This is a genomic window from Luteimonas sp. MC1825 (assembly GCF_014764385.1).
GTDB lineage: Bacteria > Pseudomonadota > Gammaproteobacteria > Xanthomonadales > Xanthomonadaceae > Luteimonas.
Genome location: NZ_CP061714.1, coordinates 1342616 through 1358253, shown reverse-complemented (window position 1 = coordinate 1358253; position 15638 = coordinate 1342616). Strand labels below are relative to the sequence as shown.

At 70.6% G+C, this 15638-nt stretch carries 12 protein-coding genes; 5 read left to right on the top strand and 7 right to left on the bottom strand.

Features of this window, described 5'->3' with window-relative positions:
• Nucleotides 1–34: 34 nt before the first annotated feature.
• The gene (locus IDM46_RS06250) at nucleotides 35–1321 is read right to left on the bottom strand and encodes an arsenic transporter (protein WP_185115139.1); all 1287 of its coding nucleotides are present in this window, start codon (nucleotides 1319–1321) and stop codon (nucleotides 35–37) included.
• Between the two features lie 3 nt (nucleotides 1322–1324).
• Nucleotides 1325–1675, bottom strand: coding sequence for a metalloregulator ArsR/SmtB family transcription factor (locus IDM46_RS06245; RefSeq protein WP_182821382.1), 351 nt, complete (start codon nucleotides 1673–1675; stop codon nucleotides 1325–1327).
• A gap of 38 nt (nucleotides 1676–1713) precedes the next feature.
• Between IDM46_RS06245 and arsH the strand changes: the two genes are divergently transcribed.
• From arsH to IDM46_RS06225, 4 genes are all read left to right on the top strand, one after another.
• Complete coding sequence (gene arsH / locus IDM46_RS06240; RefSeq protein WP_185115138.1) at nucleotides 1714–2478, top strand: arsenical resistance protein ArsH; 765 nt, start codon at nucleotides 1714–1716, stop codon at nucleotides 2476–2478.
• A gap of 10 nt (nucleotides 2479–2488) precedes the next feature.
• Entirely contained in the window at nucleotides 2489–2902 is a 414-nt protein-coding gene (gene arsC / locus IDM46_RS06235) for an arsenate reductase (glutaredoxin) (RefSeq protein WP_185115137.1), read from the top strand.
• 79 nt (nucleotides 2903–2981) lie between these two features.
• Nucleotides 2982–5225, top strand: a complete 2244-nt coding sequence (parC, locus tag IDM46_RS06230) for a DNA topoisomerase IV subunit A (RefSeq protein ID WP_185115136.1) — start codon at nucleotides 2982–2984, stop codon at nucleotides 5223–5225.
• 39 nt (nucleotides 5226–5264) lie between these two features.
• Nucleotides 5265–7625, top strand: coding sequence for a penicillin acylase family protein (locus tag IDM46_RS06225; protein ID WP_185115135.1), 2361 nt, complete (start codon nucleotides 5265–5267; stop codon nucleotides 7623–7625).
• Between the two features lie 12 nt (nucleotides 7626–7637).
• Here the strand turns inward: IDM46_RS06225 and asnB are convergent, their stop codons facing one another.
• On the bottom strand, nucleotides 7638–9362 hold the full coding sequence (gene asnB / locus IDM46_RS06220) for an asparagine synthase B (RefSeq protein WP_182821392.1): 1725 nt from the start codon (nucleotides 9360–9362) through the stop codon (nucleotides 7638–7640).
• A 356-nt stretch (nucleotides 9363–9718) separates the two neighbouring features.
• Between asnB and IDM46_RS06215 the strand changes: the two genes are divergently transcribed.
• Nucleotides 9719–10414, top strand: coding sequence for a hypothetical protein (locus tag IDM46_RS06215; RefSeq protein WP_182821393.1), 696 nt, complete (start codon nucleotides 9719–9721; stop codon nucleotides 10412–10414).
• A 74-nt stretch (nucleotides 10415–10488) separates the two neighbouring features.
• Here the strand turns inward: IDM46_RS06215 and dapE are convergent, their stop codons facing one another.
• Genes dapE through glnD form a run of 4 tightly spaced genes read right to left on the bottom strand, consistent with a single transcriptional unit; the run spans nucleotide 10489 to nucleotide 15629 of the window.
• The gene (dapE, locus tag IDM46_RS06210) at nucleotides 10489–11622 is read right to left on the bottom strand and encodes a succinyl-diaminopimelate desuccinylase (protein ID WP_185115134.1); all 1134 of its coding nucleotides are present in this window, start codon (nucleotides 11620–11622) and stop codon (nucleotides 10489–10491) included.
• The gene (locus IDM46_RS06205) at nucleotides 11619–11978 is read right to left on the bottom strand and encodes a Spx/MgsR family RNA polymerase-binding regulatory protein (RefSeq protein ID WP_185115133.1); all 360 of its coding nucleotides are present in this window, start codon (nucleotides 11976–11978) and stop codon (nucleotides 11619–11621) included. Before IDM46_RS06205 ends, dapE begins: the two co-directional genes overlap by 4 nt.
• A 19-nt stretch (nucleotides 11979–11997) precedes the next feature.
• The gene (dapD, locus tag IDM46_RS06200) at nucleotides 11998–13020 is read right to left on the bottom strand and encodes a 2,3,4,5-tetrahydropyridine-2,6-dicarboxylate N-succinyltransferase (protein ID WP_185115132.1); all 1023 of its coding nucleotides are present in this window, start codon (nucleotides 13018–13020) and stop codon (nucleotides 11998–12000) included.
• A complete protein-coding gene (gene glnD, locus IDM46_RS06195; protein ID WP_182823723.1) occupies nucleotides 13017–15629 on the bottom strand; it encodes a [protein-PII] uridylyltransferase in 2613 nt (870 codons plus the stop codon). Before glnD ends, dapD begins: the two co-directional genes overlap by 4 nt.
• Nucleotides 15630–15638: the final 9 nt, after the last annotated feature.

Genomic DNA, 15638 nt, shown 5'->3' with positions numbered 1-15638 from the left:
CAGGTTGGGAGTGGCCGGGCCCGCCGAGCGCCGCTCACGCGAGTCCCAGGCGCAGCACCAGCGCGGCCAGCGTCGCCAGCAGCACGGGCAGGGTCAGGACCATGCCGACCTTGAAGTAGTAGCCCCAGGTGATGCGGATGCCCTTGCGCGCAAGCACATGCAGCCACAGCAGCGTGGCCAGGCTGCCGATCGGGGTGAACTTGGGTCCCAGGTCGCTGCCGATGACGTTTGCGTACACCATCGCCTCGCGCACCGGCCCCTCTGCCTGGCTGGCGTCGATGGCCAGTGCGCCCACCAGCACGGTGGGCATGTTGTTCATGACCGACGACAGGAAGGCCGAGAGCAGGCCGGTGCCGAAGGTCGCGGCCCACGCGCCATGGCTGGCGAACGCGTCGAGCAACCCGGCCAGGTGGTCGGTCAATCCGTTGTTGCGCAGGCCATAGACCACGAGGTACATGCCCAGCGAGAACACCACGATCTGCCACGGCGCATCGCGCACCACCTTGCGGGTCGAGATCCTGTGCCCCCTCCCGGCCACCACCAGCAACGCCAGCGCGCCGGCCCCGGCCACCGCGCTGATCGGCACGCCCAGGCGTTCGAGCCTGAAAAACCCGACCAGCAACAGGACCAGCACGACCCAGCCGGCGTTGAAGGTGGCGCGATCGATGATGGCCAGAGCCGGATCCCGCAACTGCGTCACGTCGTAGGTCCCGGGAATGTCGCGGCGGAAGAACCACAGCAGCACGGCAAGCGTTGCGGCCACCGAAACCAGGTTGACCGGGACCATCACCGAGGCGTACTCGGCGAAGCCGATGTCGAAGTAATCGACCGAGACGATGTTGACCAGGTTGGACACCACCAGCGGCAGGCTCGCGGTGTCGGCGATGAATCCCGCGCCCATCACGAACGCCAGGGTGGCCGCGGGGCTGAACTTCAGCGCCAGCAGCATCGCGATCACGATCGGCGTCAGGATGAGCGCCGCCCCGTCGTTGGCGAACAGCGCCGCCACCGCCGCACCGAGCAGCACGAGGAAGACGAACAGCCTGCGCCCGTTGCCCCCGCCCCAGCGCGCCACGTGCAGCGCCGCCCATTCGAAGAAGCCCGCCTCGTCGAGCACCAAGCTGATGAGGATCACCGAGACGAAGGTGAAGGTGGCGTTCCAGACGAAGCCCCAGACCGTGGCGATGTCGGCTACGCCGACGACGCCCGTCAGCAGCGCCAGCACCGCGCCGAGCGACGCACTCCAGCCGACGCCGAGGCCTTTCGGTTGCCAGATGACCAGGGCGATGGTGGCGATGAAGATCAGCAGCGCGAGCAGCACGTCTCAGGCTCCACGCGCTTTGCGGGCGCCAGCGGGGACCGGTCGGGATGCAGGCGGGCAACGGCCCTGGTCGCCGCCACAGCAGTTCCGGGTCAGGAACTCGACCAGGCCGTTCATCGCGCTGAAATCGGCGCGATAGGAAATGTGCCGGCCCTGTGCTTCGCCGTCGATCAGGCCCGCCGCGGTGAGTTCCTTGAGATGGAACGACAGGGTGGCGCCGGGCAGCGACAGCGCATCCATGATCTCCCCCGGCGTATGGCCTTCGGGCCCGGCCTCGACCAGCAGGCGGAACACCGCCAGACGCGTCGGGTGCCCCAGGGCGGCCAATGCGGCGGTTGCGCTTTTCAGTTCCATGTTTCTAGAATAGTCGAAACATTTTGCGTGAGGCAACCATGACGACGCATGCCGGACTCCCGAACCTGGTACCCGACGCGGTGCCGGTTTCGTTTCTCGATCCACTGGCACCGGGGACCGGCAGCGGGCATCCGCCACGGATCCTGCTCCTGTACGGTTCGCTGCGCCCGGAGTCGTGCAGCCGCAAGCTCGCGCTCGAGGCCGAGCGCCTGCTGCGCCACTTCGGCGCGGAAACCCGCGTGTTCGATCCCCATGGCCTGCCGATGCAGGGCAGCGTCGATGCCGACCACCCGAAGGTGGCGGAGCTGCGCGCGCTGTCGCTGTGGTCCGAAGGCCAGGTGTGGGTGAGTCCGGAACGCCATGGCGCGGTGAGCGCGGTATTCAAGAACCAGATCGACTGGCTGCCGCTGGAGGAAGGTGGCGTACGCCCAACGCAGGGCCGGACGCTGGCGGTGATGCAGGTCTGCGGCGGCTCGCAGTCGTTCAACGTGGTCAACGCCCTGCGCCTGCTCGGGCGCTGGATGAGGATGGTGACCATCCCAAACCAGTCGTCGGTGCCCAAGGCCTGGCAGGAGTTCGACGACGCCGGCCGCATGAAGCCGTCGCCGTACTACGACCGCGTGGTCGACGTGGTCGAGGAGCTGGTGAAGTTCACCCTGCTGGTGCGTGGCCGCAGCGACCATCTGACCAACCGCTACAGTGAGCGCAAGGGTGACCTTGCTGCCCGTGCGCTGGCGGCGGCCAGCTCGGCAGTCGAAGCGGCACCCGGCAACACATTGCCCGCCCGATCCTGCTGCACCTGAGGAGGCCCCCATGCACGCCACGATCTACCACAACCCCCGCTGCGGCACCTCGCGCAACACGCTTGCCTTGATCCGCCACGCCGGCATCGAACCGCAAGTCGTCGCGTACCTGACCGACACGCCGTCGCGCGAAGAGCTCGTCGCGCTGATCCGCGACGCCGGCATTGGCGTGCGCGATGCGATCCGCGCCAAGGAGGCGAAGTATGCGGAGCTGGGCCTCGACAACCCTGCGCTGTCCGAAGACGCCCTGCTCGACGCCATGCTCGCCGAACCCGTGCTCATCAACCGTCCCTTCGTGCGCACCGACCGCGGCGTGCAGCTGAGCCGGCCGTCCGAGGCCGTGCTCGACATCCTGCCGCCGCTCCCGACGCCGTTCACCAAGGAAGATGGCGAGGTCGTCACCGATCCGCGGGCCGGCGCCTGACGACGCAGCCCCGGCGCGGGTTTTTCGCGTGGCTCACGGCGGCCGGTAGAATTGCCGTCCCCCGGTCCTTGCAGTCCCGATGAACGACACCGTCCGCCCCGTTTTCCACGGCTTCGAACAGATCCCGCTGCGCGAGTACGCCGAGCGCGCGTATCTCGACTATTCGATGTACGTGGTGCTCGACCGCGCCCTGCCCTTCATCGGCGACGGCCTGAAGCCGGTGCAGCGCCGGATCATCTTCGCGATGAGCGAGCTCGGCCTGGGCGCCGGCGCCAAGCCCAAGAAATCCGCGCGCACCGTGGGCGACGTGATCGGCAAGTACCACCCGCACGGCGACAGCGCCTGCTATGAAGCCCTGGTGCTGATGGCGCAGCCGTTCTCGTACCGCTACCCGCTGATCGAGGGCCAGGGCAACTTCGGCTCGGCCGACGATCCCAAGTCGTTCGCGGCCATGCGCTACACCGAGTCCAAGCTCACGCCGATCGCCGAGGCGCTGCTCGGCGAACTCGGCCACGGCACGGTCGACTGGGTGCCCAACTTCGACGGCACGCTCGAGGAGCCGACCTGGCTCCCGGCGCGCCTGCCGCACCTGCTGCTCAACGGCACCACCGGCATCGCCGTGGGCATGGCCACCGACGTGCCGCCGCACAACCTCAATGAAGTGGTCAGCGCCTGCGTGCGCCTGATCGACGACCCCGAAGCCACGGTCGCCGACCTCTGCGAGCACGTGCGCGGCCCCGACTACCCCACGGGCGCGGAGATCATCACCCCGGCGGTCGACCTGCGCGCGATCTACGAGACCGGCCACGGCAGCGTGCGTTCGCGCGCCACCTTCGACCGCGAAGGCGCCAACATCGTCATCACCACGCTGCCCTACCAGGCCAGCCCCGGCAAGGTGATCGAACAGATCGCCGCGCAGATGCGCGCCAAGAAGCTGCCGTGGCTGGAGGACATCCGCGACGAGTCCGACCACGCCAACGCGGTGCGCCTGGTGCTGATCCCGCGCTCCAACCGCGTCGATGCCGACCAGCTGATGGGCCACCTGTTCGCGACCACCGACCTGGAGAAGAGCCACCGGGTCAACCTCAACATCATCGGCCTCGACGGCCGGCCGCAGGTCAAGGACCTGCGCACGCTGTTGGCGGAATGGCTGGTGTTCCGCGCCGACACCGTCACCCGCCGCCTGCAGCACCGCCTGGACAAGGTCGAGCGCCGCCTGCACATGCTGGAAGGCCTGCTGGTGGCGTTCCTCAATCTCGACGAAGTGATCCGCATCATCCGCACCGAGGACGAGCCCAAGGCCGTCCTGCAGGCGCGCTTCGCGCTCGACGACGAGCAGGTCGACTACATCCTGGAAACCAGGCTGCGGCAGCTGGCGCGGCTGGAGGAAATGAAGATCCGCGGCGAACAGGATGCGCTGGCCGCCGAATGCGAATCGCTCGTGGCCACGCTCGGCAGCAAGGCGAAGCTGCGCAAGATGGTCAAGGACGAGCTGCTGGCGGACGCGAAGAAGTTCGGCGACGCCCGCCGCTCGCCGCTGGTCGAGCGCGGTGCCGCGCAGGCACTGGCCGAGACCGACCTCGTGGCCAGCGAGCCGGTGACCATCGTGCTCAGCCAGAAGGGCTGGGTACGCGCGGCCAAGGGCCATGACGTCGAGGCCTCGGCGCTGTCCTACCGCGAAGGCGACGCGCCGCTGCAGGCGGTGCGTGGGCGCACCTCGCAGCAGGTGGCCTTCCTCGACTCCACCGGACGCAGCTATTCCACCCTCGCGCACGGCCTGCCGTCGGCGCGTGGCAATGGCGAGCCGCTGACCGGGCGCTTCTCGCCGGTGGCGGGCGCGGCGTTCGTGGCGATGGCCAGCGGCGAGAACGACAGCCGCTTCGCGCTGGCGTCATCGGCGGGCTACGGCTTCGTCACCCGCTTCGAGAACCTGACCGGACGGCAGAAGGCCGGCAAGGCGATGCTGTCGCTGTCGCCCGAGGCACGCGTGCTGCAGCCGGCGCCGGTTGCGAGCGTGGAGCGCGACCGGATCGTGGCGGTGACCAGTGCCGGACACCTGCTGGTGTTCCCGGTGTCGGAACTTCCCGAGCTCGACCGCGGCAAGGGCAACAAGATCATCGAGATCCCGAAGCCCAAGCGTGCCACCGAACGCGTGGTGGCGATCGTCTCGGTGCCGGAGGGCGGCAGCCTTTCGGTGAAGTCAGGCGCGCGCACCATGACCCTGTCCTGGCGCGAGCTGGAACCCTACATGGCGGCGCGCGGCAGTCGCGGTGGCCTGCTGCCGCGTGGATGGCAGAAGGTCGACGCGCTCTCGGTGGAATAAGACCGCATAATCGATCCTTCCTGAGGGGGAGGATCGTGCATGGTGCGCTGGTGCCTGCGGCTGGCGGCGTTGATGTTGCTGTGCGTGGCGCTGGCCGCGCTGGCGGGATGGTGGGCGCTGCGCGCCAGCCTGCCGCTGCTCGACGGCAATGCCGGGCTGTCCGGCCTCGCGGCACCGGTCACCGTGACCCGCGATGCGCTCGGCGTGGCCACCATCGACGCCGGCACCGAGGCCGATGCGATGCGCGCTCTGGGCTACGTGCACGCGCAGGAACGCTACTTCGAAATGGACCTGATGCGCCGCACCGCGGCCGGCGAACTCGCCGCGCTGTTCGGCCCGGTCGCGCTGGATGCCGACCGCGCGCATCGCGTGCACCGGATGCGCGCACGCATCGCGGCCAATCTCGACGCCATCCTCGGCGACCGGCGCGCGCAGCTCGATGCCTATGTCGAAGGCGTCAATGCCGGGCTGGCCGCGCTCGATGTGCGCCCATGGCCCTACCTGCTGCTGCGCACCGCGCCGGAGCCGTGGCGTGCCGAGGACTCGGCGCTGGTCGCATTCGCGATGTACTTCGACCTGCAGGACGCCGGCAACGCGCGCGAGCTCGCGCTGTGGAAGGTGCGCCCGCACCTGCCCGCGGCGCTGCATGCGCTGGTCACCCATGCCGGCTCCAGCTGGGACGCGCCGTTGTCCGGCGATGCGATCGGCGATGCCACGCTGCCCGGCGCGGACGTCCTCGACCTGCGCCGGCTGCCCGCGCCGGACCACGGCGGCACTGGTCCGCTGCCCGACGCGCCGGAGCCGGGCAGCAACAACTTCGCGGTGGCCGGCACTCTGACCGCGGATGGCCGCGCCATCGTCGCCGACGACATGCACCTCGGCCTGCGTGCGCCCGGCACCTGGTTTCGCGCGCGCCTGCACTACGCTGATGCGGGCGCGCAATCCGGCGGCGTGGATGTGTCCGGCTTCACCCTGCCCGGCCTGCCCGCGGTGATCGTGGGCTCGAATCGCCACGTGGCCTGGGGCTTCACCAACAGCTACGGTGACTACCTCGACTGGGCGCTGGAAACGCCCTGCGGCCCGAGCCCGGCCCGCGGGTGCGCCGCGGTGGAAACGCACCGCGAGACGATCCTGGTCGCCGGCGCGGACCCGGTGGCGCTGGACGTGCGCGAAACGCCGTGGGGCACGGTTTTGCACGAACTCGACGATGGCCGCGTGCTCAGCCTGCGCTGGACGGCGCACCTGCCGGGCGCGGTCAACTTCGGCCTGGCCGGCATGGCGCGCGCCCGCGGCATCGACCATGCCCTGGTGCTGGCGCGCGATGCCGCCATGCCCACCCAGAACCTCGTCATCGGCGACCGTGGTGGTCGCATCGCATGGCGGCTGATCGGCCCGCTGCCGCAGCGCGCATCCGGCTGCACGCCGGTGCAACCCGTCACGGAGGCGGGCAGCGACGCGTGTCCGCCGTGGGCGGCCAGCACCCGCAACGCCCCGACCCTCGCCTCGCCCACCGTGGATCGCCTGTGGACGGCCAACAGCCGCGTGGTGAGCGGGCCCTCGCTGGAACGCATCGGTGACGGCGGCTACGCGCTCGGTGCGCGCGGCGCGCAGATCCGCGACGCGCTGCGAGCGGCCGACCGCTTCAACGAGCGCGACCTGCTCGCCATCCAGCTTGACGACCGCGCGCTGTTCCTCGCGCGCTGGTGGCGGCTGTTGCGCGAGCGCTCGGCGACATCGCCCACGCCGGCACTCGCGGTCCTCTCCGCAGCCGCGGCGGAGTGGGAGGGTCGCGCCGATCCCGCGTCCACCAGCTACCGCGTGGTGCGTGCCTGGCGGATCGCGGTCAACGAGCGCATCGCCGATGGTCTGCTGGCGCCCGCACGCGCGGCACTCGGCGACGACTTCGCGATGCCGGCGCTGCCGCAGCTGGAAGGCGTGGCCTGGCCGCTGGTGTCGCAGCGGCCGGCGCACCTGCTGCCGCGACGCTTCGCCAGCTGGGAGGCGCTGTTCGAGGATGCCGCCGTGGCGGTGCGCGACGAACTGTCGGCCCAGGGCCCGCTGGCCGCGCGCAACTGGGGGGAATACAACACCGCGCGCATCTGCCATCCGCTGGCGTCCGCGCTGCCCAGGCCGGCGCGCGGGTGGCTGTGCATGCCGGCCGATGCGCTGCCCGGCGACACCCACATGCCGCGCGTGCAGGGCCCGGCCTTCGGCGCGTCGCAGCGCATGGTGGTGTCACCCGGCCGCGAGGCCGACGGCTTCATCCACATGCCCGGCGGACAGAGCGGCCATCCGCTGTCGCCGTTCTGGGGCGCGGGCCACGACGACTGGGTACACGGCCGGCCCACGCCGTTCCTGCCGGGCAAGGCCGAACATGCACTGGTGCTCGCACCGCGCTGAGGCGCGCAGGCGTCACACGCCGGCGGGCTGGTGCACGCCGATCACTGCGCGCCCGGACGGATCAGCCTGGCCTGCGAACGCCGCGTCCCAGGCAATCGCCGCGGGCGACGAACAGGCGATCGACGGCCCACCGGGCACGGTGCGCGCGCAGGCCGCGCCGGGGAATGCATCGTCGAACAGGCTGCGGTACCAGTACGCTTCGCGCGTCAGCGGCGGCGCGTACGGAAAGCGCTGAGCCGCTTCGGCGAATGCGCGCGCGCCGACGACCTGCGCGGCATGCGCCTTCAGCCCGTCGATCCAGCCGTAACCGACGCCATCGCTGAACTGCTCCTTCTGCCGCCACAGGATGGCGTCGGGCAGCAACCCGTCGAATGCCTCGCGCAGCACCGCCTTCTCGATCGGCGGGCGCGCCGTGCCGCGCTGGCGCACCATTTTCTCGTGCGCGTCCATGCCCATCGCCAGGTCGAGGAACTCCAGGTCGAGGAACGGCACGCGCGCCTCGACGCCCCAGGCCATCATCGCCTTGTTGGCGCGCAGGCAGTCGTACTGGTACAGCGCATCGAGCTTGCGCACCGTCTCCTCGTGGAACGCGCGCGCGTCGGGCGCCTTGTGGAAGTACAGGTAGCCGCCGAAGATCTCGTCGCTGCCCTCGCCCGACAGCACCATCTTCACGCCCATCGCCTTGATGCGCCGTGCCAGCAGGTACATCGGCGTGGATGCGCGCACCGTGGTCACGTCGTGGCTTTCGATGTGCCGGATCACCTCCGGCACCGCGTCGATGCCTTCCTGCAAGGTGTAGATGAAACCGTGGTGCACGGTGCCGAGTGCGGCGGCCGCGACTTCCGCCGCTGCGAGGTCTGGCGAGCCTTCCAGGCCGATGGCGAACGAGTGCAGCCGTGGCCACCACGCTTCGGACGCGTCGTCATCCTCGATCCGCCGCCGTGCGAAACGCGCCGCGCAGGCGGCGACCAGCGACGAATCCAGCCCGCCCGACAGCAGCACGCCGTAGGGCACGTCGCTCATCATCTGCCGATGGACGGCCGCTTCGAAGGCGTGCCGCAGCGCGTCCGCTGCGACCACCATGCCGCGCGTCGCGTCATGGTCGCGCCACGCGGGAGAGAAGTAGCGGTGCAGCGTGCCGGTCGCGGTGTCGTACCAGTGGCCCGGAGGGAACTGCGCCACGTCGTCGCAGTGCCGGGCCAGCGCCTTCATTTCGGATGCGACCCACAGCCGGCCGTCACCGTCATGGCCCCAGTAGAGCGGGCAGACGCCGATCGGATCCCGCGCAATCACCGCGCGACCGCGCACGCTGTCCCACAGGGCGAACGCGAAGATGCCGTTGAGCCGCGCCAGCCACGGGCCGATGTCATCCGCCTCTGCGCCGGTATCCGCGCGACCGGCGTGATGGCTGTACAACGCGTTGATCACCTCGCAGTCGGAACCGGTCTGGAACGCGTAGCCATCCTGCAGCCCGTCCTGCAGCTCGCGATGGTTGTAGATCTCGCCATTGACCGCCAGCACCAGGCTGCCGTCGGCCGAACGCAGCGGCTGCGCGCCGCCGGCCGGGTCGACGATCGCCAGCCGCTCGTGCACGAGGAGTGCGGCCGGTTCGGCATGCACGCCGGACCAGTCCGGACCGCGATGGCGCTGCAGCGTCGAGAGCGACAGCGCCAGGGGACGAAGCAGGGACACGTCGGCCCCGAGGCGAAGGTCGAAGATGCCGAGGATGGAACACATGGCGTAGCTCCTTGTGCCGGCAATCACCGGCGGTGGAACGCCTGCGCGGAAACGAAAAACCCGCGCCGGGCGCGGGTTTCGGGTTGCCTGGCTGGTGTCGCCTGCCTAGTCGCCCGCCCGCGGATCGCGCACGCGATTGTCCGAACCGCGATTGTTGCGGTTGCAGGCAGTGCGCGTGGCGGCGGGGTGGCGGGACATGGCCTCGAAACTAGCCTCCACTCCACGTGGCCGTCAAGCGCGCGTGACGCCCTCTTTCCTCCCACCCGCTGAACGCGTTCCGCACGGGTGCCGATGCATCACCCCCGATTCATCGCCTGGGGATCCAGAATGTCGCCACCCTCAAGGAGCGAACGAACATGACCCGGAACCACCGCATCCGCACGCTCGTACTCGCGCTGGGCCTTGGCCTGGCAGCCACCGCCGCCACCGCATCCGCCCAGACCATCGGCTACAACACCCGCACCGGCGATGTCTGGGTCGATTCACGCCTGGGCGAGATCAACGACTATGGCCGCCAGTACCGCGACCCGTTCATGGACGAGATGACCGGCTATTACGGTGCGCCGCGCCCGCTGCTGGTCGAACTGCTTGACCAGCGCCGCTGGGCCCCGGGCGACGTGTACTACGCCTGCGCGCTTGCGCATTCGCTGCGCATCCCGTGCCGCGACGTCGTGCGCGAGTACGACCGCCACCCCGGCCAGGGTTGGGGCGCGACCGCGCAGCGCTTGGGCATCAAGCCCGGTTCACCGGCGTTCCACGCGCTCAAGCGCGGCCAGGTGGATACCTACGGCCGCTGGGGCCATCCGATCGTGATCGACCGTGACGTGCGCGTCGACTGGTCGCGCCCGGATCGCCGCGGCGGCAAGGCCTCGCACGACAGGCCGGGCCGCGGGCACGCGGAGCATGCCGCGCCGGGCAAAGGCCAGGGTGCAAGCCAGGGCCGAGGCAATGGCAATGGCAATGGCAAGGGTAGCCAGGGCAACGGCAAGGGCCGCGGCAATGGCAACAACGGAAACGGCAACGGAAACGGCAAGGGTCCCGGCAAGCCCTGAACGTCGCGGCCGCGTACCGGCCACCTGATAATGGCGACGGCCACCGCATTCCGGTGGCCGTCGCCGTTTGCGGCTCAGGCGGGAGTGAGCAGGTGCTCGATCAGCGCCTGGTAGATCCCGGGCAGCGCTTCGAGATCGGCAACCGCCACATGCTCGTCGACCTGGTGGATGCTGGCGTTCACAGGCCCGATCTCGATGCACTGCGCACCCAGCGGCGCGATGAAGCGCGCATCCGAGGTGCCGCCACCCGTGCTCTCCTCGGGCTCGCTGCCGGTCATGCGCGCCAGCACCTCGCGCGCGGCGGCGCGCAGCGGCCCTTCCGGCGTGTGGAACGGCTCGCCGCTGCGATGCCAGCCAACGTCGAAGTCGAGGCCATGGCGGGCCAGCATCGATTCGATCGTCGACTCCAGCCGCGACGCATCCCAGTGCGGGTTGTAGCGCAGGTTGAAGTGCACCGTGAACTCACCCGGGATCACGTTGCCCGCGCCGGTACCGGCCTGCACGTTGCTGACCTGCAGGCTGGTGGGCGGGAAGCTCTCGAAGCCGTCGTCCCAGCTTCGCGCGGTCAGTTCCGCGAGCGCCGGCAATGCGGCGTGCACCGGGTTGCGGGCCTTCTCCGGGTACGCGACATGCCCTTGGATGCCGCGCACCAGCAACGTCGCCGACAGCGAACCGCGACGGCCGACGCGCACCAGGTCACCGAGGCGCGAGCTCGATGAAGGTTCACCGGTAATGCACCAGTCGATGCGCTGGCCGCGTTCGCGGAACACCTGCGCCACCCGGCGCACGCCGTCGATCGCATCACCCTCCTCGTCGGAGGTCAGCAGCAGCGCGACGGTGCCGCGATGGTCCGGGTGCGCGGCCACGAAACGCTCCATGGCGACCACGAACGCCGCCACGCTGCCTTTCATGTCGGCGGTGCCGCGACCGTACAGCCTGCCGTCGCGCACCTCGGGCACGAACGGGTCGCTGGCCCAGGTTTCGCGCGGGCCCGGCGGCACGACGTCGGTATGGCCCAGAAGCACCAGCACCGGCCCACTCTCGCCGTGCGTGGCCCACAGGTTGTCGACCGCGCCGAAGCGCAGCGGCTCGCAGCCGAACCCGGCGCGCGCCAGGCGCTCGGCGAGCAGCACCTGGCAGCCGGCATCGTCCGGCGTCACCGACGCGCGCATGACCAGTTCCTTGGTCAGCGCCAGCACCTCGCTCACGCGTCCACTCCAAAGCGCTTCCTGAAGCTGTTGTCGCTGAAGCCCTGGCTGAGCACGCCATCGTCGGTGACGACCACCGGGCGCCGGACCAGCTGCGGGTACTCGCGCAGCAGCAGCCTCCATTCGGCATCCGAGCCCGCCGCCTTGCGGTGCTCCGGCAGCTGGCGCCAGGTGGTCGACGCCTTGTTGACCAGCAGCGCAAAGCCGCCGGCCTGCGCCGCCCACTCCTGCAGCACCTCGGGCTCCGGCTTGCTGGCGCGGTAGTCGACGAACGTGTGCGCGATGCCGAAGCGGTCCAGCCACTTGCGCGCCTTGCGGCAGCTGTCGCAGTTGTCGAGCCCGTACAGGGTGGTCATCGCCGGCCTCCGCGCGCGCTCAGAGCGCGTGCCCGCGCAGCAGGTCATTGACCGAGGTCTTCGCGCGCGTGCGCGCGTCGACCTGCTTGACGATCACCGCGCAGTACAGCGAATGCGTGCCGTCCGCGGACGGCAGCGAGCCCGCCACCACCACGCTGCCCGGCGGCACCACGCCGTAGCTGGTCTCGCCTGTCATGCGGTTGTAGATGCGCGTCGACTGGCCGAGGAACACGCCCATGCCGATCACGCTGTGGTGGCCGACGATCACACCTTCCACGACTTCGGAACGCGCGCCGATGAAGCAGTGGTCCTCGATGATCGTGGGCGTTGCCTGCAGCGGCTCCAGCACGCCGCCGATGCCGGCGCCTCCGGAAATGTGGCAGTGCTTGCCGACCTGCGCGCAGGAGCCGACCGTCGCCCAGGTATCGACCATGGTGCCGGTGCCGATGTGCGCGCCGATGTTGACGAACGACGGCATCAGCACCACGTCCCTGTCGATGAAGCTTCCGCGCCGCGCGATGGCGCCCGGCACCACGCGCACACCGGCCTTGCGGAACGCGGCTTCGTCGAAATCCTCGAAGCGCAGCGGGATCTTGTCCCAGTACGGCGACGGCCAGCCTTCCATCACCTCCATCTCCTGGACGCGGAAGTACAGCAGCACCGCCTTCTTCAGCCATTCGTTGACCGTCCAGCCACCGGCGCCGTCCGGCTCGGCGACGCGCAGGCGGCCACTGTCGAGGCCGTCGATCACGCGCTCCACCAGTGGCCGGGTCGAGCCCTCGAGTTCCTCCGGCGTCAGCGTGGCGCGTCGCTCCCAGGCGCTGTTGATCATGAAGGCCAGGTCATGTTCCGGCTTCCTGGCGGCCGGTTCGACGGCCACCGAGGGCGCGGGCCTGGAGGCTTTCTTCGCGGACTTGGTGGCCGGCGCGGGGGCGGTGGCTGGCGTGGGTTTCGCGGCCGTCGACGGCGCGGTGGCCTTCGCCTCGGCGGTGGCCTTCGCGCTGGCTGCCTTCTTCGCCGGCAGCTTCTTCTTCGTGGTCATGCGGGGGGTTCTCCATCGATCCTGGCCAGCAGCGCGTCGTGCAGCCGTGCACAGGCGTCCTGGTCCAGCGGTGTGTTGTCCTGTCCGGTGATCCGGAACACGTCCTCGGCGCGTGCGCCGAAGGTGGCGATGCGTGCGTCGTGCACGCGCAGGCCTTCGCGGCGCAGGACATGCGCGACGTCGGCCAGCAGGCCTGGCCGGTCGGTGCAGACCAGGCTGAGCACGGTGGCACCGCCGTCTGCGGCAGTGGCGAAGTCGACCTGCGGCGGGATGCGGAAATGACGCAGGTGGCGCGGCTGCGCGCGCCGCGCCGGACGCACGCGGTCCAGCGGTGCGGCGAGCACCGCCGCCAGCCTGCGCGCGATGCCCTGCGCGTCACCCTCGGCACGCGCGTCGGCGGGAAGCACCTGGAAGCTGTCGAAGATGGCGCCGCCCGGCCCGTCCAGTGCGCGCGCGTGCTGGATCTCCAGGCCCAGGCGGTCGAGCGTGATCACGATCGCCGCGAACAGGCCGTCGCGGTCATCGCCATGCACGAACACCTCCATCGCCTGGCTGGCGGCGGCCAGCAGCCGCGCGCGCACCACGACCCCGGCGTCACCGGCTTCGCGCAGCGCGCCGGCCTGCCATGCGATCTGCTCGGGCCGCGCGCGCAGGAAGCTCGCCTCCGGGAACTGCCGGAGCAGCACCTCGGCCTCGTCATCGCCCACCCCGTCCGCGACCAGCAGCGCCTTGGCCGCGGCGTGCGCCTCCACGATGCGCTCACCGGCGGCCACGGGATGTTCCAGGCCGCGGCGAAGCGCCAGGCGCGTCGCGTTGCGCAGGTCGGCCAGCAGCCGATCCTTCCAGGCGTTCCACAGCTTGGGCGAGGTGCCTGCGATATCGGCGCAGGTGAGCAGGTAGAGATGGTCAAGGCGCTCGCGGTCGGCGACTTCCGTGGCGAAGCGGTGGATCACGGCCGGATCGCTGATGTCCTGCTTCTGCGCGGTGATCGACATCAGCAGGTGCCTGCGTACCAGCCATTCCACCAGCGCGGTGTCACCCTCGCCGAGGCCGTGCGCTTCGCCGAAGGCGCGCGCGTCGACCGCGCCGAGCTCGGAATGGTCGCCACCGCGTCCCTTGGCGATGTCGTGGAACAGCCCCGCCAGCAACAGCAATTCCGGCTTGCGCAACGTCGGCCAGACCTCGTGCGCCATCGAGAAGCGCGCGTCGCCATCATCGTTGGCAAATGCCGCCAGATTGCGCAGCACCGCCAGCGTGTGCTGGTCGACGGTGTACACGTGGAACAGGTCGAACTGCATGCGCCCGGACACCTGGGCGAACGCCGGGATCCAGCGCCCCAGTACGCCCAGGCGCGCCATGCGTTCCAGCGTGCGCACCGGCGACGGCCCGCGGAGCAGCGCCATGAACGCCGCACGCGCCGCGGACGTGGCGTCGCCATAGGCCGGCAGCACGGGGAGCGCTTCGGCCAGCGCACGCGCAGTGTGCGTGTGCAATCCGCGCAGTTCGCCAAGCCGCGCCCAGGTGGCGAACAGCGCGAACACCGCGCCGATGTCGCCATGCGGCCAGTGATGCTCGCGGGCGGCGAGGTAGCCACGGCGCAGCTCGAAGTCGTCATCCACCGGCTCGGGCGCGGCGGTGCCGTCGAAGTGCTCCTCGAAGCGCTGCAGCAGGCGGTCGCCGATCCGGCGCACCACCGCGGCGCTCTGGTAGAAGCCCTGCATCATCTGCTCGACGCCGAGGTTGTCACGGTCGTCGGCGAAGCCGAGGCGCGCGGCCAGCGGCTTCTGGTGGTCGAAGCGCAGCCGTTCCTCGGCGCGCCCGGCCACCAGGTGCAGGCCGAACCGCAGGCGCCCCAGCGCGCGGCGCTCGCGCTCCAGCGCCGCGGCCTCGTCGGCACCGACCTGGCCCAGTGCGACCAGCGGCTGCAGCTCGTGCGTGCCGAACGCGCGGCGCGCCATCCAGCCCACGGTCTGCAGGTCACGCAGGCCGCCCGGGCCTTCCTTGAGGTTGGGTTCGAGGTTGTCCGAGGTGTCGCCGAAGCGCGCGTGGCGGCGCGCCAGTTCGTCCGCCTTGGCCAGGAAAAAGTCGCGCGCCGGCCACGCGCGGTCCGGCGCGATCGCACGTGCCAGGGTGGCCAACGCATCCGCGTCCGCGACCAGCGCGCGCGCATCCAGCAGCGCGGTCATCACCGTCAGGTCGGCGGCGGCTTCGGTGCACTGCACGGGCGACCGCGTGGCGTGGCTGGCCGCGAGTCCGGCATCCCAGAGCAGGGCGATGAAGCGCGCCAGCGCCTCGCGATGGCGCAGCTGCGAGTCGGGCTCGGCCAGCACCAGCAGGTCGATGTCGGACTGCGGGAACAGCTCGCCACGGCCGTAGCCGCCAACGGCGAACAGTGCCGCATCGGCGCCTGCGGGAATGCAGCGCTCCCAGGCCGCGACCACGATGGCGTCGACCGCGCGCGCGCGCTGTGCGATCAGGCGATCGGCGTCGATGCCGAGGTCGAAGCGCCCGGCAAGATCCGCATCGCCCTGCAGCAGCGCGTCGCGCTGCGCGAGCACCCAGCCGGCATCGCCTTCGCGCGGCGCGCAACCGGTCGCGTCCGGGGGCATGGGCGCGGC

Coding starts and splice junctions, on each gene's coding strand:
- IDM46_RS06245 (WP_182821382.1), bottom strand. CDS start 1,675: ATGGAACTGAAAAGCGCAACCGCCGCATTGGCCGCCCTGGGGCACCCG.
- arsH (WP_185115138.1), top strand. CDS start 1,714: ATGACGACGCATGCCGGACTCCCGAACCTGGTACCCGACGCGGTGCCG.
- arsC (WP_185115137.1), top strand. CDS start 2,489: ATGCACGCCACGATCTACCACAACCCCCGCTGCGGCACCTCGCGCAAC.
- parC (WP_185115136.1), top strand. CDS start 2,982: ATGAACGACACCGTCCGCCCCGTTTTCCACGGCTTCGAACAGATCCCG.
- IDM46_RS06225 (WP_185115135.1), top strand. CDS start 5,265: ATGGTGCGCTGGTGCCTGCGGCTGGCGGCGTTGATGTTGCTGTGCGTG.
- asnB (WP_182821392.1), bottom strand. CDS start 9,362: ATGTGTTCCATCCTCGGCATCTTCGACCTTCGCCTCGGGGCCGACGTG.
- IDM46_RS06215 (WP_182821393.1), top strand. CDS start 9,719: ATGACCCGGAACCACCGCATCCGCACGCTCGTACTCGCGCTGGGCCTT.
- IDM46_RS06205 (WP_185115133.1), bottom strand. CDS start 11,978: ATGACCACCCTGTACGGGCTCGACAACTGCGACAGCTGCCGCAAGGCG.
- dapD (WP_185115132.1), bottom strand. CDS start 13,020: ATGACCACGAAGAAGAAGCTGCCGGCGAAGAAGGCAGCCAGCGCGAAG.
- glnD (WP_182823723.1), bottom strand. CDS start 15,629: ATGCCCCCGGACGCGACCGGTTGCGCGCCGCGCGAAGGCGATGCCGGC.